The organism is Caulobacter sp. SRI_008 (genome assembly GCF_057586355.1).
This window is the reverse complement of the sequence record NZ_JBYCZS010000025.1, coordinates 12,996-36,886: the sequence shown is the minus strand read 5'-3', so window position 1 is coordinate 36,886 and position 23,891 is coordinate 12,996. Positions and strand designations below refer to the sequence as shown.

The 23,891-nt window shown below is 68.2% G+C and carries 15 protein-coding genes and 1 pseudogene; 10 read left to right on the top strand and 6 right to left on the bottom strand.

Annotation, left to right across the window (positions count from 1 at the left end; genetic code table 11):
* Positions 1-7 precede the first annotated feature (7 nt).
* From AC2YHT_RS20230 to AC2YHT_RS20220, 3 genes are all read left to right on the top strand, one after another.
* Complete coding sequence (locus AC2YHT_RS20230; RefSeq protein ID WP_487291694.1) at positions 8-484, top strand: DUF6491 family protein; 477 nt, start codon at positions 8-10, stop codon at positions 482-484.
* A 97-nt stretch (positions 485-581) separates the two neighbouring features.
* Complete coding sequence (locus tag AC2YHT_RS20225) at positions 582-1,037, top strand: DUF6491 family protein (RefSeq protein ID WP_487291693.1); 456 nt, start codon at positions 582-584, stop codon at positions 1,035-1,037.
* Between the two features lie 114 nt (positions 1,038-1,151).
* Positions 1,152-2,483 (top strand): dicarboxylate/amino acid:cation symporter, encoded by a 1,332-nt coding sequence (locus tag AC2YHT_RS20220; protein ID WP_487291692.1) that lies wholly within the window; start codon positions 1,152-1,154, stop codon positions 2,481-2,483.
* A 1,084-nt stretch (positions 2,484-3,567) separates the two neighbouring features.
* Here the strand turns inward: AC2YHT_RS20220 and AC2YHT_RS20215 are convergent.
* The 5 genes and pseudogenes from AC2YHT_RS20215 to AC2YHT_RS20195 all read right to left on the bottom strand — a co-directional run.
* Positions 3,568-5,643 (bottom strand): prolyl oligopeptidase family serine peptidase, encoded by a 2,076-nt coding sequence (locus AC2YHT_RS20215; RefSeq protein WP_487291691.1) that lies wholly within the window; start codon positions 5,641-5,643, stop codon positions 3,568-3,570.
* A 290-nt stretch (positions 5,644-5,933) separates the two neighbouring features.
* Positions 5,934-8,447, bottom strand: a complete 2,514-nt coding sequence (galA, locus tag AC2YHT_RS20210) for a beta-galactosidase GalA (RefSeq protein ID WP_487291690.1) — start codon at positions 8,445-8,447, stop codon at positions 5,934-5,936.
* 130 nt (positions 8,448-8,577) lie between these two features.
* Positions 8,578-11,229: a TonB-dependent receptor gene (locus tag AC2YHT_RS20205; protein ID WP_487291689.1), complete on the bottom strand. Its 2,652-nt coding sequence runs from the start codon at positions 11,227-11,229 to the stop codon at positions 8,578-8,580.
* A 206-nt stretch (positions 11,230-11,435) separates the two neighbouring features.
* Entirely contained in the window at positions 11,436-12,803 is a 1,368-nt protein-coding gene (locus AC2YHT_RS20200) for a glycoside hydrolase family 53 protein (protein WP_487291688.1), read from the bottom strand.
* 141 nt (positions 12,804-12,944) lie between these two features.
* A pseudogene (locus AC2YHT_RS20195) lies at positions 12,945-13,091 on the bottom strand (hypothetical protein); the annotation flags it as partial.
* Positions 13,092-13,170: 79 nt separating this feature from the next.
* On the opposite strand from AC2YHT_RS20195, the gene AC2YHT_RS20190 reads away from it, so the two are divergent.
* The 4 genes from AC2YHT_RS20190 to AC2YHT_RS20175 all read left to right on the top strand — a co-directional run bounded on the left by AC2YHT_RS20190 (position 13,171) and on the right by AC2YHT_RS20175 (position 17,869).
* A complete protein-coding gene (locus AC2YHT_RS20190; RefSeq protein ID WP_487291687.1) occupies positions 13,171-13,722 on the top strand; it encodes a GbsR/MarR family transcriptional regulator in 552 nt (183 codons plus the stop codon).
* 97 nt (positions 13,723-13,819) lie between these two features.
* Positions 13,820-14,521, top strand: a complete 702-nt coding sequence (locus tag AC2YHT_RS20185) for a DUF4166 domain-containing protein (RefSeq protein WP_487291686.1) — start codon at positions 13,820-13,822, stop codon at positions 14,519-14,521.
* Positions 14,518-16,014: a TIGR01777 family oxidoreductase gene (locus tag AC2YHT_RS20180; RefSeq protein WP_487291685.1), complete on the top strand. Its 1,497-nt coding sequence runs from the start codon at positions 14,518-14,520 to the stop codon at positions 16,012-16,014. Before AC2YHT_RS20185 ends, AC2YHT_RS20180 begins: the two co-directional genes overlap by 4 nt.
* A 184-nt stretch (positions 16,015-16,198) precedes the next feature.
* Positions 16,199-17,869, top strand: coding sequence for an MFS transporter (locus AC2YHT_RS20175; protein ID WP_487291684.1), 1,671 nt, complete (start codon positions 16,199-16,201; stop codon positions 17,867-17,869).
* 172 nt (positions 17,870-18,041) lie between these two features.
* On the opposite strand, the gene AC2YHT_RS20170 is transcribed toward AC2YHT_RS20175, so the two are convergent.
* The gene (locus AC2YHT_RS20170; protein ID WP_487291683.1) at positions 18,042-19,442 is read right to left on the bottom strand and encodes a helix-turn-helix domain-containing protein; all 1,401 of its coding nucleotides are present in this window, start codon (positions 19,440-19,442) and stop codon (positions 18,042-18,044) included.
* Between the two features lie 132 nt (positions 19,443-19,574).
* Here AC2YHT_RS20170 and AC2YHT_RS20165 point away from each other — a divergent pair, with 132 nt between their 5' ends.
* The 3 genes from AC2YHT_RS20165 (at position 19,575) to AC2YHT_RS20155 (ending at position 23,803) form a co-directional block, all read left to right on the top strand.
* Complete coding sequence (locus tag AC2YHT_RS20165) at positions 19,575-21,107, top strand: acyl-CoA carboxylase subunit beta (protein WP_487291682.1); 1,533 nt, start codon at positions 19,575-19,577, stop codon at positions 21,105-21,107.
* A gap of 234 nt (positions 21,108-21,341) precedes the next feature.
* A complete protein-coding gene (locus tag AC2YHT_RS20160; RefSeq protein ID WP_487291681.1) occupies positions 21,342-23,318 on the top strand; it encodes an acetyl-CoA carboxylase biotin carboxylase subunit in 1,977 nt (658 codons plus the stop codon).
* A complete protein-coding gene (locus AC2YHT_RS20155; RefSeq protein WP_487291680.1) occupies positions 23,315-23,803 on the top strand; it encodes a MerR family transcriptional regulator in 489 nt (162 codons plus the stop codon). The genes AC2YHT_RS20160 and AC2YHT_RS20155 overlap by 4 nt, the downstream gene beginning before the upstream one ends.
* Positions 23,804-23,891: the final 88 nt, after the last annotated feature.

Below are 23,891 nucleotides of genomic sequence, written 5' to 3'. Positions count from 1 at the left end.
GACGTCGGTGAAGTTGCAGGCCGTCGAGCCGCAGGTCTATGGTGAGCGCCAGACCCTTCGGGAGAGCCTCGTCATGCGCCGCTCCGTCACCGTCCTCAGCGCCCTCGTCCTGACCGTCGCCCTCGCGGCGCCAGCCCTGGCGGCCGACGCCGCCAAGGCCAAGCCCTCCCGGCGCGACGGCTGTTTCTTCGCCGACCAGGTGCGCGGCTATCAGGTCATCGACGCCAAGACGATCAACGTCAACATCCGCCAGGACGAGGCCTATCAGCTGACGCTTATGCGCTCGGCCTTCGACCTGGAGACCTCCACCCGCATCGGCGTCAAGTCGCGCGTCGGCTCGTGGATCTGCGCGCCGCAAGACGCCTCGGTGGTCGTTCCCGAGACCAACGGTTCGGGCCGCTACCAGGTCCGCGAAATCCGCCGGCTGACGCCCGAGGAATACGCCGAGGCCTGGCCGCGACTGAAGAAGAAGCCGAAGTCCTGACCGTCCGCGCGGCCGCCACAATCGGCCGCAAATCGGCAATGCGGCGATAAAATCGCCGGTTTATGATCACCCCTCGTCCAGTTTGGGAGAGCCTCGCATGCGCCGCTCCGTCTCCGTTCTCAGCGCCCTGGTCCTGACGGCGGCCGTGACCCTGGCGAATTGGGCCGCGCCGGCCCTGGCCCAGACCCCGGCCCCAGAAGCCGCGCCCGCCGCCAAAGCCAAGCCGGCCAAGGCGTCCGGACGCGACAGCTGCTTCTTCGCCGACAACATCCGCGGCTACCAGGTGGTCGACGACAAGACCCTGAACGTCGAGATCAGCCGCAAGGAAGTCTACGAACTGAAGCTGTTCTACTCTTCGTTCGACCTCGACACCGCCCTGCGCATCGGCATCAAGTCGCGCGGCGGCTCCTGGATCTGCTCGCCGCTCGACGCCGAGGTGATCGTGCCCGAAGCGATCCGCCACTCCTATCCGGTCCAGTCGATCCGCCGGCTGACGCCCGAAGAGGTGGAAAAGGCCTATCCGCCGCTGAAGAAGAAGCAGCCGAAGTCGTAAGGCTTCCAGCAGGCCCGTCTTTCGAAAGCACTTGCCGGAGCGCGCGCCGGCGGGACATCTATGCCTCGCCGCAGCGGCGTCGGGGGTCGGCGACGGCGGCCCCGGAGACGAGCCATGCTTCCCGCCGTCGCAGCCCCGCCGCGCCATGGCCCCTGGTACACGCATCTCTATGTCCAGGTGCTGGTCGCCATCGCCGCCGGCGCCCTGATCGGCCACTTCTGGCCGGGCTTCGGCGAGAGCCTCAAACCGCTGGGCGACGCCTTCATCAAGCTGGTGAAGATGGTCATCGCCCCGGTGATCTTCCTCACGGTGGTGACCGGCATCGCCGGCATGCGGGATCTCGGCCGCTTCGGCCGCGTGGCGCTGAAGGCCTTCGCCTATTTCCTGACCTTCTCGACCCTGGCCCTGATCATCGGCCTGATCATCGCCAACGCCGTGCATCCCGGCGCGGGCATGAACGTCGACCCCAGCACGCTGCACAACGCCAAGGTCGCCGACTACGCCGCCAAGGCCCACGAGACGACCATCGTCGGCTTCCTGATGAATATCATCCCGGCCACGGTGGCCGGGGCCTTCGCCGACGGCGACATCCTGCAGGTGCTGTTCTTCTCGGTGATGTTCGGCATCGCCCTGGCCTTGGTCGGCGACCGCGGCCAGCCGGTGATCGACCTGCTGGAAGCCGTCGCCCACGCCTTCTTCAAGCTGGTGGCCATCTTGATGAAAGCTGCCCCGATCGGCGCCTTCGGGGCCTTCGCCTTCACGATCGGCAAGTACGGCATCGGCTCGGTGATCAACCTGGCCGCCCTGGTCGGAACCTTCTATCTGACCTCGCTGATCTTCGTGCTGGTGGTGCTGGGGGCGGTGGCCCGGTTCAACGGCTTCTCGATCCTCAAGCTGATCCGCTACCTGAAGGGCGAGCTGCTGCTGGTGCTGGGCACCAGCTCGTCGGAGTCGGCCCTGCCCAGCCTGATCGAGAAGCTGGAGCGCGCCGGCTGCGCCAAGCCGGTCGTCGGCCTCGTCGTGCCGCTCGGCTACTCGTTCAATCTCGACGGCACCAACATCTACATGACCCTGGCGGCCCTGTTCATCGCTCAGGCCACAGGCGTGCACCTGTCGCTGGAGGAGCAGGTCCTGCTGCTGGGCGTGGCCATGCTGTCGTCCAAGGGCGCGGCGGGCGTCACGGGGGCCGGCTTCATCACCCTGGCGGCGACGCTGTCGGTGGTGCCCAGCGTGCCGGTGGCCGGCATGGCGCTGATCCTCGGCGTCGACCGCTTCATGAGCGAGTGCCGGGCCCTGACCAACTTCATCGGCAACGCGGTGGCCACCATCGTCGTCGCCCGCTGGGACAACGCCCTCGACAGGGACGCCCTCGACCTGGCCCTGGCTGGCGGCGAGCCAGCGCCGGTGCTGCTGACGACCGATCCCGCCCTGCACGACGCGGACTAAATCCTTCTCCCCTTGCGGGAGAAGGTGGCGGCGAAGCCGTCGGATGAGGGGTTTCTCAGACATCCGACATCGCGCCCGGCCTGACTGCTGCACGCGGTGTTGAGTTCTGAGAGACCCCTCACCCGACCTCCTTCGGAGGCCACCCTCTCCCGCAAGGGGAGAGGGACACGGGTTGGCGATCTCCCGCGCGAAGGCGCGTTAGGTCGGGGAGGCGCGGAGCGGCCGGGCGGAGCCCGGAGACCGTGATGTTGTTTAGCGTTTCGGCTTCGTCTGACCGCTCCGCCACATCGTAGGCTCGAAGGACCGGGGGCGCGGGTGCTTTTTCAACCCTGGACCCGGTTGTCCCTCGGACGGGCAGGACCAATAGCCCCGCGGTGATCCGGCGGCGCCTCGGCTGATCCTGTTAGGCCGGTTTGAAACGATCCCGGCCCTGTCGACCCGCTCGTTACGTCACGGAACGGCTGGCGGCCCAATCACGCCTTCTGAGCGATCCTGCAAACCCGCCCTTCCCATGACGCCCCAAGCGGCCCCGCTCGATGCGATCTCAGCCGCTAACTCGGGCCGGTACCAAGAGCCCTCCCCATGGCTGGGATGGGGATAATTATGGGGGGTCTGGAGTGGGTGGGGGTAAGTTGGGGTTATAAAGTTGTAGGGCCTTGAGTTCGCTCAACTCTTTTCCGATTATGCCGTGTGAGTAGCGTGCGTAAGGCCGCCCCAACTCCGTAAAATCCCCGCGAAAGCGGGGACCCAGGCTTTTTCTGAAGCCCCCGGGCGCTCGACAATAAAACACCTGGGTCCCCGCTTTCGCGGGGATTTTACGGGAGCTAGGCGTCAGGCTCTCCCCGCCCTCGCCCAACCCAAAACCGCCTTCCTGGGCCTTGTGCCCAGGATCCATCGTTCAGCCGCTCAGAACTTTGCAGGACGGACCAGGTTTGAGCGGTCGCAGGCGTGGACCCTCGCCACGAGGGCGAGGGAGGCGGAGTTTGTTTGTTGCCGGATGCGAGACGGCCGGCGCTGCGGAAGCTGAAAACGCCCCCCCTCCGGCCCTCCGGGCCACCTCCCCCAGAGGGGGAGGATCTTGAACTCACTTCGGGGGCGACTGGAACTTTTCGAACCAGGCCAGGATGGCCGAGGCCTTGGCGGCCGATTGGGAGGGGCGGCTGGCGATACCGCCATGGCTGGCGCCGGGGACCTTGACCAGGGCGGTGGGGACCCCGCGCAGCTGCAGGGCCTGGTAGTACTGCTCGGCCTCGCCGACCGGGGTGCGCAGGTCCTGGTCGCCGACCACGACCAGGGTCGGGGTCTTCACATTGCCCACCAGCGACAGCGGCGAGCGGGCCCAGTAGCCCTGCGGATCCTCCCACGGCATCTTGCCGAACCAGTAGGAGGCCATGGAGCTGTAAGCGTCGGTGGTCAGCACCTGGCTGGTCCAGTTGATCACCGGCTTCTGGGTGGCGGCCGCGGCGAAGCGGCTGGTCTTGCCGACGATCCAGGCCGTCAGCGCCCCGCCGCCCGAACCACCGGTGACGTAGAGGCGGTCGCTGTCGACGAAGCCCTTGGCCACGGCCGCGTCCACCGCGCTCATCAGGTCGTCGTAGTCGTGGCTGGGATAGTTGCGGTCGATCTCGTTGGCGAACGCTTCCCCATAGGAGGTGGAGCCGCGCGGGTTGGCGTAGACCACCACATAGCCGGCCGCCGCATAGAGCTGGTAGTCGGTCGAGAAGCCCGGCCCATAGGCCGAGAACGGCCCGCCGTGGATCTCGAGGATCAGCGGATACTTCCTGGCCGAGTCGAAATTGGGCGGAGTGACGATCCAGGCGTCGATCGGCTTGCCGTCATAGGACGACTTCACCGGCAGGGCCTCGACCTTGCCCAGGGTCTTGGCCCCCAGCAGGTCGGCGTTCAGCGCGGTCAGGCGGCGGGCCTCGGCGCCCTTCCTGGCCACGGCGATGTCGGAGGGCCGGCTGGTCGAGCCTTGGGTGAAGGCCACGGTCCCGTCGCGCGAGACGCTGAAGGCGCCGCCGCTGTAGGGGCGGTCCAGGCCCGCGCCGTTCAGGCCGGCGACGATGGTCTCGATCTCGCCCGAGAACAGACCGACCCGGGCCACCCGCACCGAGCCATGATCGTCGTAGTCGACATAGAGGCTGCGGCCGTCGGCCGACCACACGGGAGCGTCCACCGAGCGGTCGAGACCGCCGGTCAGGACCCGGCTGTTCCCGCCGTCGATGTCCATCACGTAAAGGCGCTGGTTCTCGTAGCCGCGACGGCGGGAGTCGTCGTAGCCGACATAGGCCACCTGGCGACCGTCGGGCGAAACCACCGGACTGGCGTCGGGACCGATGCGGCTGGTCAGGGCCTTGAGCGCCCCGTCGGCCAGGGTCAGGCGCCAGATCTCGGTCTGGTTGCCGTCCCGCTCCCAGCCCTCGGACCGGTTGGCCGAGAACAGCAGGTAGCGGCCGTCCTTGGTGAAGGACAGCGGGCCCCGGTCGTCGAACCTGCCGAAGGTCAGCTGGCGCGGCGCGCCGCCCTCGGCCGAGACGGTGTAGATCTTGGAATAGCCGGGCTTCAGCGTGCCCTCGCCGTCCTCGCGGAAGTTGACGCGGGTCTCGACGGTCAGGGCCGGCGCCCACTTGGCGTTGTCGGGCTTGCCCTCGGGGGCCGAGCCCAGCTTGGCGCCGTCGTCGCCGGTGAGCATGGTGAAGGCGATGGTCTTGCCGTCCGTCGACCAGGTCAGGTCGCTGGGGGCCTCGTCCAGCGTCGCCAGCCTGGCGGTGCGGCCGGTGGCCACCCACTGGACATAGAGCTGGGCGCCGGCGTCGGGCGTCACCTGCACATAGGCCAGGCGCTGGCCGTCGGGCGACCAGCGCGGCGACATGGCGGAACCCGGCCCCGCCACCAGCGGCGTCTGCACGCCGGTCTTGGCGTCGACCAGCCAGATCGAGCGCACGGCGCGGTCGACCATGATGTCGTTGGTCGCCCGCACATAGGCGATGACGTCGCCGTCGGGGCGGATCTGCGGGTCGCTGGCGACCTCGAGGCCGAAGAGATCGCGGCCGGTGAACAGCGCCTGGGGCGCTTCGCGCACGGCCGCGCCGGCCATCGGTCCGGCCGCCGTCAGGGCCAACAGCGAAACGAGCAGCAGTTGGGTCGGGCGGCGCATGGACGATCCTGGCGAGGCTGACGAAAGAACGGGTGGATACTGCCCCGCTCGCGGCCAGCGTCCACCCCCATTTCGACGTCTCGTGGAAGGATCTTGCGTGGAAGGATCCTGTCGCCTCGCGATCCCGGCGCGACCCGTTCCCCATTCACCGAGCATCCCCGCGAAGGCGGGGATCCAAGCGGAGGCTGCGGATGAACCACGGCCTCGCCCAGCCCGGAAAGTCAGCTTGGATCCCCGCCTTCGCGGGGATCTAGCGGTTGAGGGTGAGGCTCAGCAGTTGAGCTCAGCCCCTACCCCGCCTTCAGCGCCAGCGAGGCCGGCTTCAGGCCCGGGGCGGAAGCCAGGACCCGGACCTCGCCCGCCTGGCCGCGCTTGGTCCGCACGATTGCCTGGGCCAGGCCGTTGAACAGCTTGCGCGAACTGGCGACGTCGCTCTCGTGGCTGGTGGGGTTGCCGTTGCCGACGCCGATCACCTCGCCGGGGCCGGTGACCGCGAAGGTCACCAGATCCTCGGCCTTGGGCACGAGACGGCCCTTGGCGTCGACGACCTCGACCTTGAGGATCCCGACGTCCTGGCCGTCGGCCGCCAGGGCCGAGCGGTCGGTGGTCAGGCGCAGGGCGGCGGCGGGACCGGCGGTCTCGCGGCGCTGGCGCAGGATCACCTTGCCGCCCTTGTAGCCGTGGGCCTCGATGACGCCCGGGGCGTAGGGCACGGACCATTCGACGTGATGGTTGGCCTTCACCTCGCGCACGCCCTGGCTCTTGCCGTTGAGGAACAGCTCGACCTTGTCGCAGTTGCTGTGGACCCAGACCGGAACGGGCTGGCCCTCCTGGCCTTCCCAGTTCCAGTGCGGGAAGAGGTGCAGCAGCGGCTCGGAGCGCCACCAGGCGCGGTAGTAATAGTAGTTGTCCTTCGGGAAGCCGCAGGTGTCGAGCGCGCCGAAGTGCGAGCTGATGCTGGGCCAGCGGTTGAAGGGCGTCGGCTCGCCGCGATAGTCGAAGCCGGTCCAGATGAAGCCGCCGGCCATCCACGGACGGTCGGCCGCGTGGCTCCACCACTTCTCGGCCGTGGTCGCCCACCAGGGGTGGTCGGTGTCGTAGGCCGGGACGTAGCTCTTGGCCTCGCTGCGCAGATATTCGCCGCGCGTGGTGACCGTGCTGCCGCTCTCGCTGCCTATGATCGGCAGCTTCGGGAAGCGGGCATGGAAGTCGTCCATCTTCTCGTGGCGGTAGTTGAAGCCGATGACGTCAAGCTCGGCGGTGATGCCGTCGCCGAAGCCGTTGTCCATCGCCGCCGTGACGCCGCGGGTCGGGTCCAGGCGACCCACCAGGCGCTTCATGGTCTTGGCGACCTTGGCGCCGCGCGGCGTGCCCTGCTGGGGCTCCTCGTTGCCGATCGACCACAGGATGATGGACGGGTGGTTGCGGTCGCGGCGGATCAGCCGCTCCATCTCGTCCAGCGAGGTCGGGTCGCTGGACATCCGCCGGGTCTCGGCGATCAGCAGCATGCCCAGGCGGTCACAGGCGTCCATCAGCTCGGGCGTGGCCGGGTTGTGCGAGGCGCGATAGGCGTTGCAGCCCATCGACTTCAGCTGCTCCACCCGCCAGACCTGCAGGGCGTCGGGGATGGCCGCGCCGACGCCGGCGTGATCCTGGTGGTTGCAGGTCCCCTGCAGCTTGACGTGCTTGTCGTTGACGAACAGGCCCTGGTCGGGATCGAAGCGCACCGAGCGCACGCCGAACGGGGTGGCGAAGCGGTCGACCACCGCGCCGGCGACCTTCACCTCGGTCACCAGGGTGTAGAGGTGCGGGTTTTCCAGCGACCACAGGACGGGGCTGGCCAGGGTCACGGTCTGCGACAGCGACTGACGCTGCCAGGCCGGCAGGCGGCCGCTCGCGGGGGCCACGGCCAGGGCCGGCTTGCCCGCGCCGTCGAGCACGGTGTGGACCAGCTCGAACGCGGCGGCGGCGTCGCCGTCGTTGGCCAGGTCGGTTTCGATCTCCAGCGCGCCGTCGACCTTGGCCTTCACGAAGACGCCCCACTGGGGCACGTGGACCGGAGCGGTCTTGACCAGCCAGACGTGGCGATAGATGCCCGCGCCCTCGTAGAACCAGCCTTCGCCCAGGCTGGCGTCGACGCGGACGGTGATCAGGTTGTCGCCGCCGAGATTGGCGATGTCGGTGATGTCGACGCGGAAGCTGGCGTAGCCGCTGTCCTCGCGCTCGAGGATGTAGCCGTTGATGATCACCAGGGCGTCGCGCATCACGCCGTCGAACTCGATCGACAGGCGCTTGCCCGCGTCGGCGGCCGGCAGGGCGAAGCTCTTGCGGTACCAGCCGACGCTGGTGTCGGGGAATTCGCGGCCCAGCGCCTTGTAGCCGTGGGCGGCGCGCAGGTCCTCGTCGTCGGGCTTGCCGCTGGGGACGTAGGCCGGGTTGTCGACGAACGGAAGGGTGACGGCCCAGTCGTGCGGCAGGGTCACCGGGGTCCAGGCGCTGTCGTCGAAGTCCTTCTGGGCGGCGGCGGCCACCCACCAGTTGGGGGCGTTGGCGCCGGCCTTGGCGTAGGTGCGCTGGTTGGCGCCGAAGCCGAAGTCGCGGGCCGGGTCCTGGGCGTGGCCGAGGTGGAACTTCCAGTCGAAGTCGAGGCTCGAACGCTCGCGGGGCGCAAGGTCGACGACCACGGGCTTGGCTTCGGGCTTGGCGGGGGCGGCGGGCTTGGCGGCGGCTTGCGCGGAAGACGCGGCGAAGGCGGCGACGCCGGCGGTGGCGACCAGAGCTTGCCGGCGGCTGAACTCGACCATCGGGGGACCTCTCAAAGCAAAAAGAAAGGGAGGAAGCCTGCGAGGCTTCCTCCCCTCACAAAGGATCGTCGGGGAGGAATGACGTCCTGGATAGTGGTCCCCTCGCCGAAGCGAGGGGAGATTAGTCGAACTAGAACTTCACCGTCACGTCGACCAGGTAGCGACGGCCGTAGCTGTCGTAGCGACCGATCCGGTTGGGATCGTTGTCGCGGTACATGCGCAGTTCCTGGTTGGTCAGGTTGTTGACCTGGAAGCGCACGCCGACCATCTCGTTGATCTGGTAGGACGAGCTGAAGTCCAGCGTCTTCTCGGTGGCGAGAGTCTGCAGGTCCGAGCCGCTCCAGCCGTAGATCACGGTCATCGGCGAGTGGTACTTCCAGCCCAGGCGCGCTTCGATCGGACCGTTGGCGTACCACAGGTCGACCGTCGCGGTGTTCTTGGCCAGGCCCGTCAGGCTGAGCGGATTGTTGACCGGCGAGAACTCGTGCAGGTCGGAGTCCACATAGGCGTAGTTCGAGTAGATGCCGAACTTGTCGAAGCCCTTGGGCAGGAAGAAGAACGGCGTCTGGAAGGTGAACTCGACGCCCTGGATGTAGCCGCCGCCGCCGTTGGTCGGGCTGGAGACCGCGTAGGTCTGGCCACCGTAGGTCACCGCGCTCTGCTTCCAGCCGATGTAGGAGTCGACGTCCTTGTAGTAGTAGGAGATCGCCGCCAGGGCTTCCGGACGGAAGTAGTATTCGAACGAGGCGTCCAGCTGGAGGGCCTCGAACGGCTTCAGGTTCGGGTTACCGGCGCTGCCGGTCCACGGCGCCCAGTTGGCGAGCGAGCGGCTGGCGCGCAGTTCGTCGAGCGGCGGACGGGCGATCACCTTGCTCAGGCCCAGGCGGAAGATCCGGCCTTCCTGGAAGTCGAACTTGAGGTTCGCGCTGGGCAGGACGTCGGTGTAGTCGTTGTCGACGGTGACGGCGGTGTAGCTGTTGTCCGTCTGCTGCTGCATGCCGTCGCTGCTGGTCTCGGTGTGGACCACGCGGACGCCGACATTACCCGTCAGCCACGAGCCGGCGAAGGCGTCGGCGGCGAAGTTCAGCTTGCCGTAGCCTTCATAGACCTTCTCGTTGACGCTCCAGCGCTCGGCCAGTTCCTCGGTGGCGTTGGAGACGTCGAAGGCATGCGCTCCGTAGATGTAGGCGGCCAGCGCATCGATGTCGCCGGTCAGTAGGGCCGGCACGTTGGCGCCGTCGCTGAGCTTGTACGAGGTCAGCATGCTGGCCGGCACGGTCTTGCCGGTGGCGGCGGGAGCGAAGCTGTAGCTGTCGTGCTTCTTGGTGCGGTCGGAGATGCGGGCGCCGAACTGGACGCTCTTGAACACGCCGCCGCCGAAGTCGCGGGTGACGTCGAGGGCCGCGGCCTTCAGCTCGTCGCGCAGATGCTCGGGACCGTCGTAGGAGCCGGCCAGGTCGGCGGTCTGCGACAGGTTGATGCTGTCTTCGCTGGTGGTGATGGTCGGCGTGCGGCCGGCGCGCCAGTCGAAGCTGGTCCATTCCGGCCAGGCCTCGAAGCGGACGGCCTTCCAACTGTTGGTGCGCTTGGCCTTCGAATAGGAGACGTCGCCCGCGATCGTCCACTGGTCGCCGGTCCACTTGCCGTTCAGGCCGCCGGCGAACAGGTCCTTGTCCTCGCTGTACTTGGCCAGGACGGTCTGCACCGAGCTGTAAGGCAGGGTGGCGGCGACGACGGTGTTGTTGACGATCGTGTAGGAGGCGCCGGTGGCGTTGTAGACGCCGTCGTTCCAACCGAGGTTGGTGCCGTCGTCACGGTTCCAGTTGCCCCAGTTGTTGGCGCCCCAGACGGTCTGGTCCTGCACTTCGGTGATCTTGATCTTCGAATAGAGGGCGTCGGCCTTCAGTTCGAAGTTGTCGGTCGGCTTCCACTGCAGGCCGCCCGAAACGCCGGTGCGCTTCTGGTCGATGCGGCTGGCCGACATCTGGGCGCCCCAGGGGGTCGCATCCCGGTCGCCGTCGTGGTCGACGTCGCTGCTGTAGTCGCTGGCGCCGGCCGGCGGACGAGCGGCGGAGTCGTTGTAGCCCCAGCCCGTGAACGAGCCGTAGCCGTTCTTCTGGCGCTGGTTGGTCAGGCCGAGCACGAAGGCCAGGTCGTCATTGATCTTGTGCACGAACGAGCCGCTCGCGCGGTAGCCGGTCGTGTTGTAGTTCGGGATGTCCTTGCCGCCGTCGTAGAACACCGGGCCGGCGCGCAGCACGACCGACGGGCCCTTGTAGTCCAGCGGATCCAGGGTCGAGATGTTGATGGTGGCCGCGACGCCGCCGGCGATCAGGTCGGCCGACTGCGACTTGTAGACCTGCACGCCCGAGACGACTTCCGACGGGTAGATTTCCCAACGGACGTTGCGGTCGGGTTCGGTGGAGGCGACTTCGCGGTTGTTGACGGTGCCGAGCACGAGGCGGGCGCCGAGGCCGCGGACCACCGCCTGGCTGTCGTTGCCGCGGTCGCGGGTGGCGTTGACGCCGGGCAGGCGCGCGATCGACTCGGCGATCGTCACGTCGGGCAGCACGCCGATATCCTTGGCCGAGATCGCCTCGACCACCTTGTCGGAGCCCTGCTTCACGTCGAGGGCGTCACGCAGGCTCTTGCGCACGCCGGTGACGACGACTTCTTCGACCTGCGTGTCGGAGACAGCGGTGTCTTGAGCCCAAGCGGCCGACGAAACGGCGAGCAGGCTCAGGCCGCTGGCGGCGGCGAGCAGCATGGTTTGACGGGTCATCTAGTTCCCCCAATTGGAAACGCGACGCCTTCTGCGGGCGTGGCTGTTTTCTGGTTTTGTGGATTGGACCGGCGCTCAGATCGCCGGATCAGTGGGGCGCGACGGTCCGCGCCGAAGTCGACCGCGCCTCTGCGGGCGCTGACGCGCCGGTTCTGCCGATCGACGCGTCGGTGCTATTTATCATACCAATCACATATGACAAGCGGTCACGGTTGAGCCGGCAACCTCAGTGCACTCGGCTTGGCCGCGATGGTCGCGGTAACGGCGGACGCCGAACCCACGGCCTCGGCGGTCGGGGCGGTGGCCACGGTCACCGAAGCGCCCGGCATCAGGCGGGTGCGATAGACGAAGTCGGCCCCTTCGCGAACCATCGGGCGCGGCCCCGCCCCGCCCAGGAAATCACCGTCGATGAAGGCCGCCGGCTGGTCGCCCGCCGCCACCTTGAACGTGGTCTCGACCGGGAAGGCGTAGGTGGTCGACAGCCACTGCATGCCCTGCGTCGGCTGGCCCTTGAAGTCGAACAGGGTCGAATTCTCCCAGTTCGAGCCCGTGCCCCAGCGGGTCTTGCACTTGGTCGAGACCCAGGCCGGCTCCCAGTAGAAGACGCCCGTGCCGCCGTTGGCGAAAACGAGTTGAGTGAGGTCGGTCAGGTACTTCTTCTGGCCTGCCTGCGTCGCCGGATAGCCAGGGATCAGCGAATCCTCGCCCAGCAGATTGGGCGAGCTGTCGGCGCCGTCGGTGGTGAAGGGATAGGAGGTCTCAACCACCACCACGTCGGCCGCATAGGTGTTGCGCAGGCGGTTGATGGTCGCGCCCAGCTGCGCCATCGAGCGTTTGGACCACTTGCTGTAGTAGCTGATGCCGATCATGTCGAAGTCGGTGACCCCGGCCTTGGCCGCGGCGGCGAACCAGTATTCGACCGTGTCGGGCTGGGCGATGTGCAGCATCACCCGCGGCTTCTTCGAACCGGCCGCGCCCGCGTCGCGCACGGCCTTGATGCCGGCGTTGAACAGGACGGCGTTGCGCTCCCAGTTGATCGGGTCCTTGGCCTTGGCCAGGGTCGAGACGATCTCGCCGTTGGTCTCGTTGCCGACCTGCACCAGGTCGGGCATCAGGCCCTGGGCGTCCAGCTTGCGCAGGGTGTCATAGGTGAAGGCGTAGAGCGCCTTGGCCTGGTCGGGCGTGGACAGCTTTTCCCAGGCCTTGGGGGCCAGCTGCTTCTCGCCGTCGGCCCAGTCGTCGGAATAGTGGAAGTCGAGCAGCACCTGCAGGCCCGCGGCCTTGGCGCGCTTGATGCTGCGGACCACGTCCTCGGGGTTGGAGTACTTGGTCCACTTGGGATCGTTCCACAGGCGGATGCGGGCGATGTTGGCCCCGGCCTGCTTGAAGTAGGCGTATTGCTCGACCTTCTGGTCGCCCGAGCGGTAGACCGCGCCGCAGTCGTCCATCTCGTTGGCGTAGGAGATGTCGACACCCAGATAGGTCTTGGGCGGCAGGGGCTCGGCGGCCAGGGCGCTGGTCGAGGCGAGCAGCCCGGCGATGAGGCCCAGCCCCAGCTTCTTCAATCCCGACATGGCGTAAGCTCCCGTTCGATCTTGTAGGCCGCGGGCGTGCGCGGCCGGATTTGCGGGCGGAATATCTTCGTATTGATATTACAAATCAAGCCACAGAACCGGCTGTCATGTTTCGTCATGCAAGGCCGCCCCTTCCTTTCGTCATCCCGGGCGGAGGGCCGCGTAGCGGACCGTAGACCCGGGACCCAGGGGGACTGGGCGCGGCGCTTGGGCTCGCCGCCCCAGCGTTGGCCAGCGCCTTGCGGCGGCCCCTGGGTCCCGGCTCTTCGCTGCGCTTCGGCCGGGATGACGACGAGGGGTGTGTGGATCCCCGCTTGACTCCCAAACCCTTCGGACTGATATTTCTGTCATGACAGAAGCAGCCGACATGACCAGAAAGCTCCCCGCTGCGGTTGAGCAGTTCGTCCTGCGCTGGGGCGACATGGGCGGCCAGTGGGGCGTCAACCGGTCGGTCGCCCAGATCCACGCCCTGCTCTATCTGGCCGAAAAGCCGATGACGGCCGAGGACATCGCCGAGACCCTGGGCCTTGCCCGTTCCAACGTGTCCAACAGCATCAAGGAGCTGATCGGCTGGAAGCTGATCCGCCGCATCCCCGTGCTGGGCGACCGCCGCGACCACTACGAGGCCGAGGCCGATCTCTGGCTGATGCTCACCCGCATCGCCGAGGGCCGCAAGGAGCGCGAGATCGACCCGATGGTCGAGGCCCTGACCCACGTGCTGGCCGCCGCCGACGGCGACCCGACCCTGGGCAAGACAGCCAAGAGCCGCCTGCGCTCGATGCACGAGTTCGTCAGCACCATCGACGGCTGGTACGGCCAGATGCTGACCGTGCCGCCCTCCACCCTGATGGCCCTGATCAAGATGGGAACCAAGGTCGTGGCCCTCCTGGGCCTAGGCCGGAGCAAGCCGCCCTCGTAGGGCGTCGCGCCCGGCACGGGGCGTCGGGGGACGCCTCAAAAATTTTGACCGACAATTTCTGTTTTTACAGAAATAACTGAGAATACGGGGAAGGCAGATGTTTCATCTCGCAGCTCACGAGGTTCCGGCCCAGGTCCGCCAGGCCCCGCCGCCCGCCGCTCCCGACATGCTGCACGACCTGCGCTTCGCCGCCCTGCTGGGGGCGCAGGCCTGGGCCGGCCTGCCGCCGGTGGTGCGCGAGCGGTTCAGCAAGCGGATGGCGCCCGGCCTGGCCGTCACCTACGCTGGCGAGATCGTCGAAAGCCGCCGCAACGCCGCCGGCTGGATCCTGGCCCAGCTGTGCCGCCTGATCGGCGCGCCCCTGCCCCTGGGCGACGACCTGGGCGTGGCGGCGGTCGTCACGGTCACCGAGGACCATCAGGCCGGCGGCCAGTTCTGGACGCGGATGTACGGCCGCGCCCATGGATTTCCCCAAGTGATCCACAGCAGCAAGCGCTTCGCCGGCCCCACGGGCCTGGAGGAATATCTCGGCGGCGGCTTCGGCATCGCCCTGGCCGTCAGCGCCGACGCGCGCGCCCTGCACTTTCACAGCGACCACTACTTCCTCGCTCTTGGCCCCATGCGCCTGCGGCTGCCGGCCTGGCTAGCGCCCGGCGAGCTGACCATCAGCCATGTGGACCGCCCCGACGGGCGGTTCGACTTCGTCCTTCGCCTGCATCACGCCCTGCTGGGCGAGGTGATGCGCCAGGTCGGCGTGTTCCGCGAACGCGCCGCCGAACCCAAGGAGATCCGCCAATGACCGACCTGATCTGGATCCTGGTCTTCGTGCAGGTGGCCATGGGCGGCTTCGACACGCTCTACCACCACGAACTGACCCAGCGCCTGGCCTGGAAGCCGTCGCAGAAGAGCGAGCTCGTCCTGCACGGCGTGCGCAACCTGGCCTATGGGGTGATGTTCGCCGCCCTGGGCTGGAGCCGCCCCGAAGGCGCCTGGGCCATCGCCCTGCTGGCCCTGATGGCCGGCGAACTGGTCATCACCCTGTGGGACTTCGTCGAGGAGGACCGCACCCGCAAGCTGCCGGCCAGCGAGCGCGTGCTGCACACCCTGCTGACCCTGAACTACGGGGTGGTGCTGGCCATACTGACGCCGCTGCTGCTGGGCTGGGCCGGACGCCCGAGCGACGTCGTACCCGCCTTCCATGGCGCCTGGAGCGTGCTCTGCGCCATCGCCGCCGTCGGCGTGGTGGTCAGCGGCCTGCGCGACCTGGCCGCCGCCGGACGGACGGCGCGGATCGCGGTCGATGACCCGACGCCCCTGGTCGCCGCCCTGCCCCCGCGCCGGTCGGTGCTGGTCACCGGCGGCACGGGCCTGATCGGCGCCCGCCTGGTCGCGGCCCTGGTCGGCGCCGGCCACGAGGTGACGGTGCTGACCCGCCATCGCGCCAACGCCGCCGCCCTGCCCGCACCGATCCGCATCGTCACCGATCTTGCCCAGATCGCCGACGACACGCGCCTGGACGCCATCGTCAACCTGGCCGGCGAGCCGATCTCCGACGGCCTGTGGACGATCGCCAAGCGCCGCCGCATCGTCCGCTCCCGCGTGCGCACCACCAAGGCCGTGGTCGCCCTGATCGCCCGGTTGGAAAAGAAGCCCAAGGTGCTGGTCAGCGGCTCGGCCATCGGCTGGTACGGTCTGCGCGGCGACGAGCCGCTGACCGAGGCCGATGGCGGCGAACCCTGCTTCTCCCGCTTCATCTGCGCCCTGTGGGAGAAGACCGCGATCCGCGCCGAGGCCCATGGCGTGCGCGTGGTGCGGCTGCGCATCGGGCTCGTTCTCTCCACCGAGGGCGGCATGCTCTCCCGGATGCTGACGCCGTTCGAGTTCGGCCTGGGCGGGCCGTTCGGGGCCGGCCGCCACTGGATGAGCTGGATCCACCTGGACGACGTGGTGCGGATGATCGCCCACGCCATCGCCACCCCGCAGTGGAAGGGCGCGGTCAACGCCACGGCGCCGCGGCCGGTGACCAACCGCGCCTTCGCCGCCGCCCTGGGCCGCGCGCTGAACCGCCCCGCCCTGCTGCCGGCCCCGGCCTGGCCGCTGCGCGCGGCGCTGGGACCATTCGCCGACGAGCTGCTGCTGAGCGGCCAGAAGGTGCTGCCGGCGGCGGCCCGCGACGCCGGCTTCCGCTTCGCCTATCCGATGCTCGACGAGGCCCTCGCCGCCCTCGTCGGCCGTCGGACCGCTCCTCGCAAGAAGCGGGCTCTGGCCAGGGAGACCCCCGCCAAGGCCTGATTCCAGCATGCGGGACGGCAAGCCCCGCAAGACTTGCTACCGGTAACCCGTCAAGCCGAAAAATCACCGTTCGGAACCCGACGTTCCTCGAAAGTTCCCCTTCCGTAGCGGCGCCACGGCCTGCCATACCTGCACTCAACCACAACGCCGCATAGAGACGGCGACCTAGGAGGAGATGAGGGATATGGCTGACGCCGCTGCGACGTCTGGCGCTAAGGACGGTAAGGTCGTGGAGCGCAAGGACGCCCTGGTCATCGGCGCGGCGTCGGTGGGCACGGTCTTCGAGTGGTACGACTTCTACCTGTACGGCTCGCTGGCGACCTACATCACCCACCACTTCTTCTCGGGCGTGAACGAGACCACGGGCTACATCTTCGCCCTGCTGGCCTTCGCCGCGGGGTTCGCGGTGCGGCCGTTCGGGGCGCTGGTGTTCGGGCGCCTGGGCGACCTCTGGGGCCGCAAGAACACCTTCCTCGTCACCATGCTGCTGATGGGCCTGTCAACCTTCGTCGTCGGCCTGCTGCCCAGCTACGAGCAGATCGGCGTGATCGCGCCCATCGCCCTCGTCGTGATGCGCCTGATCCAGGGCCTGGCCCTGGGCGGCGAGTACGGCGGGGCTGCGACCTATGTGGCCGAGCACGCCCCGCACGGGCGTCGCGGCTTCTACACCAGCTTCATCCAGATCACCGCGACCTTCGGCCTGTTCCTGAGCCTGGTGGTGATCCTGGCCACCCGCTCGACCGTGGGCGAGGACGCCTTCCAGGCCTTCGGCTGGCGCATTCCGTTCCTGATCTCGATCGCCCTGCTGGGCGTGTCGCTGTGGATCCGCCTGCAGCTGTCGGAGAGCCCGTCGTTCCAGAAGATGGTCGACGAGGGCAAGGGCACCAAGCAGCCGCTGAAGGACAGCTTCGCCCGCTGGGGCAACCTGAAGATCGTCATCCTGGCCCTGGTGGGCCTGACCGCCGGCCAGGCCGTGGTCTGGTACACCGGCCAGTTCTACGCCCTGTTCTTCATCGAGAAGATGCTCAAGGTCGACGGCGCCCTGGCCAACACCCTGGTCGCCATCGCCCTGCTGATCGGCACGCCGTTCTTCGTGGTCTGCGGCTGGCTGTCGGACAAGATCGGCCGCAAGCCGATCATCATGCTGGGCTGCGCCCTGGCCGCCCTGACCTACTTCCCGCTGTTCAAGACCCTGACCAGCGCCGCCAACCCGCAACTGGCCGCCGCCACCGCCTCGGCCCCGGTGACCGTGATCGCCGACCCGGCCGACTGCTCGTTCCAGTTCGATCCCATCGGCAAGACGGTGTTCAACACCTCCTGCGACCTGGCCAAGTCGTACCTGGCCAAGGCCGGCGTCAGCTACAACAACCAGCCGGCCGCGGCCGGCGAGACCGCCGAGGTCCGCATCGGCGGCGCCACCCTGCCCTCGTTCCGCGGCGAGACCCTGCCGAAGGCCGAGTTCGCCGCCGCCAAGAAGGCCTGGGAGGCAAAGCTCGCCGAGGCCCTGAAGACCGCCGGCTATCCGGCCAAGGCCGACCCGGCCAAGGTCAACAAGCCGCTGGTGGTCTTCGTCCTGACCCTGCTGGTGATCTACGTCACCATGGTCTACGGCCCGATCGCGGCCATGCTGGTCGAGATGTTCCCGACCAATATCCGCTACACCTCGATGAGCCTGCCCTACCACATCGGCAACGGCTGGTTCGGCGGCTTCCTGCCGACCACGGCCTTCGCCATGGTCGCGGCCACGGGCAACATCTATTACGGGCTCTGGTACCCGATCGCGGTGGCCGGGGTGACGGCGGTGATCGGCATCCTGTTCCTGAAGGAAACCAAGGACGTGGATATCGAGGCGTAGGTTTACGCCTCTCCCCTCCTCGTCATCCCGGAAAGCGCGCAGCGCTTATCCGGGACCCAGGGGACTGGGCGCCGCGCTTGGGTTCACCGCCTGAGCGGTCGCCAACGCTTTGCGGCGGCCCCTGGGTCCCGGCTCTCCGCTACGCTGCGGCCGGGATGACGAAATTGGTTTATTAGCCCCGCAGCGAGAACGGCACCCACCGCCTGTCGTCCTCGAACACCTCGAAAGCCCGGTCCACCGGCGGGAAGGCGCGCTGGGAGCAGTCGTCACGCTCGCAGATCCGGCAGCTGACCCCGATCGGCGCCGAAGGCCCGGCCAGGTCCAATCCATCGGCATAGACGAGCTGATCGGCGTAGCGGGCCTCACAGCCGAGACCGAGCGCGTAGCGCCGCTCGGCCTGGCGATAGGCGCCAGACGGCTTCACCACCCCCCGCGCCAGACAGATGTAGCGCGTCGCGTCGGGCATCTGGGCCAGTTGCACCAGCCAGGCGTCGGGCCGGGCGAAGGCGTCGTGGACGTTCCACAGCGGGCAGGCCCCGCCGAAGCGGGCGAACTGCAGGCGCGTGGCGCTGTGGCGCTTGGTGATGTTGCCGGCCCGGTCCAGCCGCACGAAGTAGAACGGCACGCCCCGCGCGCCCGGCCGCTGCAGCGTCGAAAGCCGGTGGAACACCTGCTCCAGGCTGGTCTGGAAGGAGAGCGCCAGCCGCTCGATGTCATGCCGCGCCGCCCTCGCCGCCTCGCGGAACCGCTCATAGGGCAAGACCAGCGCCCCGGCCGCGTAGTTCAGCAGGCCCGTGCGGCAGACCTTGGCGGCGCTGTCGCTGCGAAAGCCCGCCGCCGCCAGCTCGGCCTCGACGATGTCGGATAGGGTCAGGGCCGCAATCTGGTAGGCCAGCTGGAAACTGCGGGTGGCCTCGGGGTGGGCCGCGCCCACGGTCACGGTCCGCGATGCGGGGTCCCAGTGGCGCAGCAAGTCGGCCTCATCGCCGCGGGCCACGCGCACGCCCAGGCGATCGGCGAGATACGCTTCGAGCGCCCGCTCGCCGCCGCCGCCGATCTCGCTCGCCAAGGCCTCGGCGGCGACGTCGAGGCTGTGGATGTAGTTGTTCTTGTAGTGGAAGAAGTCGCGGACCTCTTCGTAGGGCAGCAGCGCACTGGCCGCCCCGCGCTCGTCCAGCGACACCGCCTCCTCGGTCGCCTTCAGCCGCTCGTCGAGCCGGCGATAGGCGCGGTGCAAATCGAGATACGCCTTGGCGAGGTTGGGCGTGTTGGCCACCGCTGCCTTGATCTCCGACAGGCTGGGGGCTTCCCCGCCGGACGGGGCGTCCACGCTGGCCTCGCGCAGGTCGGCGATCAGGCGCTGGTCGTCGGCGGCGTCCAGCGAGGCGGCGTCGACCTCGAACACCCGCATCACGTCGATCAGCACCCGGGCGGTGACCGGCCGCTGGTTGGCCTCGATCTGCGACAGATAGCTGGCCGAGAGGCCCAGCTGCGCCGCGCAGGCCTCCAGCTTCCAGCCCTTGGCCTGGCGCAGCAGCCGCAGGCGCGGCCCGATGAACAGCTTCTCTCCCATTTCGCAACTTTGCTATTTCACAAGATGCAAGTTCGCAAGCCCTCGCCGAAACCTCAATTTCCTTGAGCCTTCAGCACCTACGCCCGCAAAATCCGATCTTTGCGACGTTCACGCACCGGGCCGGAGTCTTCCTTGCAGCACATTCTCGAAGAACTCGAACGCCGCCGGACCCAGGCCCGCGCGGGCGGCGGCGAGCGCCGCGTCGCCGCCCAGCACGCCAAGGGCAAGCTGACCGCCCGCGAGCGGATCGACCTGTTGCTCGACGAGGACTCGTTCGAGGAGTTCGACATGTTCGTCGAGCACCGGGGGACCGAGTTCGGCATGGCCGAGCAGAAGGTGGCCGGCGACGGGGTGGTCACCGGCTGGGGCACGATCAACGGCAAGGTCGTGTTCGTGTTCTCCAAGGACTTCACGGTGTTCGGCGGCTCGCTGTCGGGCGCCCACGCGGCCAAGATCGTCAAGGTCCAGCGCCAGGCGATGAAGGCCGGCGCGCCGATCATCGGCCTGTTCGACGCCGGCGGGGCGCGCATCCAGGAGGGCGTCGACAGCCTGGCCGGCTATGCCGACATCTTCCTGGAAAACACTCTGGCCTCGGGCGTCATCCCGCAGATCAGCGTGATCATGGGCCCCTGCGCCGGCGGCGACGTCTACAGCCCGGCCATGACCGACTTCATCTTCATGGTGAAGGATACGAGCTACATGTTCGTCACCGGGCCGGACGTGGTCAAGACCGTCACCAACGAGGTGGTCACCGCCGAGGAGCTGGGCGGGGCCCGCGTCCATGCGGCCAAGTCGGGCGTGGCCGAAGGCGCGTTCGAGAACGACCTGGAGGCGCTGACCCAGGTGCGCCGCCTGATCGACTTCCTGCCCTCGTCCAACCGCGAGAAGGCGCCGATCCGTCCCAGCTTCGACGACCCGCATCGTCAGGAGGCCAGCCTCGACAGCCTGGTCCCGACTGATCCCGGCAAGCCCTACGACATGAAGGAGCTGATCCTGAAGATCGTCGACGAGGCCGACTTCTTCGAGATCTCGTCCGAGTGGGCCAGGAACATCGTCTGCGGCTTCGCCCGCATGGACGGCCAGACGGTGGGCGTCGTGGCCAACCAGCCGCAGGTGCTGGCGGGCGTGCTCGACATCGACTCATCGCGCAAGGCCGCCCGCTTCGTGCGCTTCTGCGACGCCTTCGAGATCCCGATCGTCACCCTGGTCGACGTGCCGGGCTTCATGCCGGGCACCAAGCAGGAGTACGGCGGCCTGATCAAGCACGGCGCCAAGCTCTTGTTCGCCTATGCCGAGGCCACGGTGCCCAAGGTCACCCTGATCACCCGCAAGGCCTATGGCGGGGCCTATGACGTGATGAGCTCCAAGCACCTGCGCGGCGACGTCAACTACGCCTGGCCCACCGCCGAGATCGCGGTGATGGGGGCCAAGGGGGCGGTCGAGATCATCTTCCGCCAGGAGGCCAAGGATCCGCAGGCGCTGGCCGCCCGCGAGGCCGAATACAAGGACCGCTTCGCCAACCCGTTCGTGGCCGCCAGCCGCGGTTATGTCGACGACGTCATCATGCCCCATGGCACCCGCAAGCGCATCGTCCGGGCGCTGCATTCGCTCAAGGGCAAGGTGCTGACCAACCCGGCCAAGAAGCACGACAACATTCCGCTTTGACGATGCCGGCCGCCCGCAGAACGCTCCTCTCCATCCGTAAAATCCCCGCGAAAGCGGGGACCCAGGCTTTTTCTGAAGCCCCAGGCGCTCGACGATAAAACACCTGGGTCCCCGCTTTCGCGGGGATTTTAAGGGAGGGGCATCCGCCCCTCAGCAGTTGCCTCCCCCTCCGGCCCTCCGGGCCACCTCCCCCTTCAGGGGGAGGGTCTGTGAACCGACCAAGGACCGCCGCCGATGTTCAAGAAGATCCTGATCGCCAACCGGGGCGAGATCGCGGTGCGGGTGATCAAGACGTGCCGGCGGCTGGGGATCGCGACGGTGGTCGTGTACTCGGACGCCGACGCCGACAGCCTGGCGGTGGAGATGGCCGATGAGGCCGTGCACATCGGCGCCTCGCCGGCCGCCCAGAGCTACCTCGTCGCCGACAAGATCATCGCCGCCTGCAAGCAGACGGGCGCGCAGGCGGTGCATCCGGGCTTCGGCTTTCTGTCGGAGAAGGCCGAGTTCGCCCAGCGCTGCGCCGACGAGGGGATCGTGTTCATCGGCCCCAACCCCGGCGCCATCTCGGCGATGGGCGACAAGATCGAGAGCAAGAAGTTCGCCGCCGCTGCTGGGGTGTCTTGCGTGCCGGGCCACATCGGCGAAATCGCCGACGTCGCCGAGGCGCTGAAGGTGTCGGAGACCATCGGCTATCCGGTGATGATCAAGGCTTCGGCCGGCGGCGGCGGCAAGGGCATCCGGGTGGCCTGGAACCGCCAGGACGTCGAGGAAGGCTTCCCGGCCGTGCGGGCCGAGGCCGCAGGCGCGTTCGGCGATGACCGCATCTTCATCGAGAAGTTCATCGAGAGCCCGCGCCACATCGAGATCCAGGTGCTGGGCGACAAGCACGGCCACGTCGTCCACCTGTTCGAGCGCGAGTGTTCGATCCAGCGCCGGAACCAGAAGGTCATTGAGGAAGCGCCGTCTCCGCTTTTGGATCCGGAGACCCGCGCGGCCATGGGGGCGCAGGCCGTGGCCCTGGCCAAGGCCGTGAACTACGACAGCGCCGGCACGGTCGAGTTCGTCGCCGGCCAGGACAAGAGCTTCTACTTCCTGGAGATGAACACCCGACTGCAGGTGGAGCATCCGGTCACCGAGCTGATCACGGGCCTGGACTTGGTCGAGCAGATGATCCGCTCAGCGGCCGGAGAGCCGCTGGCGTTCGGCCAGGAGGATCTGTCGATTAACGGCTGGGCGGTCGAGAGCCGGATCTATGCCGAGGATCCCTACCGCAAGTTCCTGCCCAGCATCGGCCGGCTGGTGCGCTATGCGCCGCCTGAGGAAGGCCAGAAGGACGGCTATCTCGTGCGCAACGACGCCGGGGTGCGCGAAGGCGACGAGATCTCGATGTTCTACGATCCGATGATCGCCAAGCTGTGTTCGTGGGCCCCGACCCGCGCCGAGGCGGTCAAGGGCATGGCCCGGGCGCTGGAGGACTTCCACATCGAAGGCCCCAGCCACAACGTGCCGTTCCTGGCCGCGGTGATGGACCAGGAGCGCTTCGTCTCGGGAAAGCTGGCCACCAGCTACATCAAGGACGAGTTCCCTGACGGCTTCGCGGGAACCGAGCCGACGCCGGCCCAGCTCGACATCCTGGCCGCCACGGGCTGCGCCCTGCAGCGGGTGCTGGCCCGGCGGCTCGGATCAAAGCGCACCGACTGGACGGTGGTGGTCGGCCACGCCAAGCGCCGGGTGCGGTTCGAGGCCGAGAGCGACCATGGCCTGACCATCGGCCTGCTCGACGAAGGCCGCAGCCTCGTCCTCACCGACATCGCCTGGCGGCCGGGGCTGGCGACGTTCCGCGCCAAGCTCGACGGCCAGGCCTTCACCGCCGAGGTCGCCCCGGCCGCCGAGGGCTTCACCATCCGCCACCGCGCCGCCAAGGCCCGGGTGCTGGTGCTGACCGCTCGCAGCGCCGAGCTGCACGAGAAGCTGCCGGCCAAGGCTCCGGCCGATACGTCCAAGCTGGTGCTCTCGCCGATGCCGGGTCTCGTCGTCTCGATGGACGTCGCCGTCGGCCAGCAGGTGCGCGAAGGCGAGATCGTCTGCGTGCTCGAGGCCATGAAGATGCAGAACATCCTGCGCGCCGAGCGCGACGCTACGGTGAAGGCTGTCAACGCCAAGGCCGGCGATCCCGTCGCCGCCGACCAGGTGCTGGTGGAGTTCGGATGAACCTCCACGACCTCTCCATCCCCGGCCCGCGGACAAAGGCGGCTATCGCCCTGGCCGAGCGCCGCCGCCGCGCCCAGACGAGCCTTCGCAAGGGAGTTCCGATGCCTTCGATCCAGAGCACCGCCGTCGCCCCAAACTCGATGGGGTCCGCCCCGCGCTTCACCGTGCGCGCCTCGGAGATCCCGATCGGCGTCGTCGCCGAGCAGCTGGGTCTGACCCTGCGCGCCATCCGTCACTACGAGGAGATGGGCCTTATCGCCTGCGGTCGCGGCCCCAAGAACGTCCGCACGCTGGGCCAGGCGGCCCGCGCCCGGCTGGCGGCCATCGCCGACCTCAAGGCCCTGGGCCTGCCGATCTCGGAGATCGCCGAACTGCTGGGCGAGGACGGGGCGTGTCCGGAGCGGCTGCGTGATCGCCTGCGGGCGCAGCTGGAGGCGCTGGACGCGCGGCGGACGGCAATCGCGGGGTATCTTTCCGGCCTCTGATCCCTCTCCCCTTGCGGGAGAGGGTGGCCCGCGAAGCGGGTCGGGTGAGGGGTCGAAAGACCTGTCGGCTGCTTGAAGTCGCCCGATT

Bases quoted from the DNA above. Each gene is read 5' to 3' on its own strand.
- AC2YHT_RS20225 (WP_487291693.1), top strand. From the start codon at position 582: ATGCGCCGCTCCGTCTCCGTTCTCAGCGCCCTGGTCCTGACGGCGGCC.
- AC2YHT_RS20220 (WP_487291692.1), top strand. From the start codon at position 1,152: ATGCTTCCCGCCGTCGCAGCCCCGCCGCGCCATGGCCCCTGGTACACG.
- AC2YHT_RS20215 (WP_487291691.1), bottom strand. From the start codon at position 5,643: ATGCGCCGCCCGACCCAACTGCTGCTCGTTTCGCTGTTGGCCCTGACG.
- galA (WP_487291690.1), bottom strand. From the start codon at position 8,447: ATGGTCGAGTTCAGCCGCCGGCAAGCTCTGGTCGCCACCGCCGGCGTC.
- AC2YHT_RS20205 (WP_487291689.1), bottom strand. From the start codon at position 11,229: ATGACCCGTCAAACCATGCTGCTCGCCGCCGCCAGCGGCCTGAGCCTG.
- AC2YHT_RS20200 (WP_487291688.1), bottom strand. From the start codon at position 12,803: ATGTCGGGATTGAAGAAGCTGGGGCTGGGCCTCATCGCCGGGCTGCTC.
- AC2YHT_RS20190 (WP_487291687.1), top strand. From the start codon at position 13,171: ATGACCAGAAAGCTCCCCGCTGCGGTTGAGCAGTTCGTCCTGCGCTGG.
- AC2YHT_RS20185 (WP_487291686.1), top strand. From the start codon at position 13,820: ATGTTTCATCTCGCAGCTCACGAGGTTCCGGCCCAGGTCCGCCAGGCC.
- AC2YHT_RS20180 (WP_487291685.1), top strand. From the start codon at position 14,518: ATGACCGACCTGATCTGGATCCTGGTCTTCGTGCAGGTGGCCATGGGC.
- AC2YHT_RS20175 (WP_487291684.1), top strand. From the start codon at position 16,199: ATGGCTGACGCCGCTGCGACGTCTGGCGCTAAGGACGGTAAGGTCGTG.
- AC2YHT_RS20170 (WP_487291683.1), bottom strand. From the start codon at position 19,442: ATGGGAGAGAAGCTGTTCATCGGGCCGCGCCTGCGGCTGCTGCGCCAG.
- AC2YHT_RS20160 (WP_487291681.1), top strand. From the start codon at position 21,342: ATGTTCAAGAAGATCCTGATCGCCAACCGGGGCGAGATCGCGGTGCGG.
- AC2YHT_RS20155 (WP_487291680.1), top strand. From the start codon at position 23,315: ATGAACCTCCACGACCTCTCCATCCCCGGCCCGCGGACAAAGGCGGCT.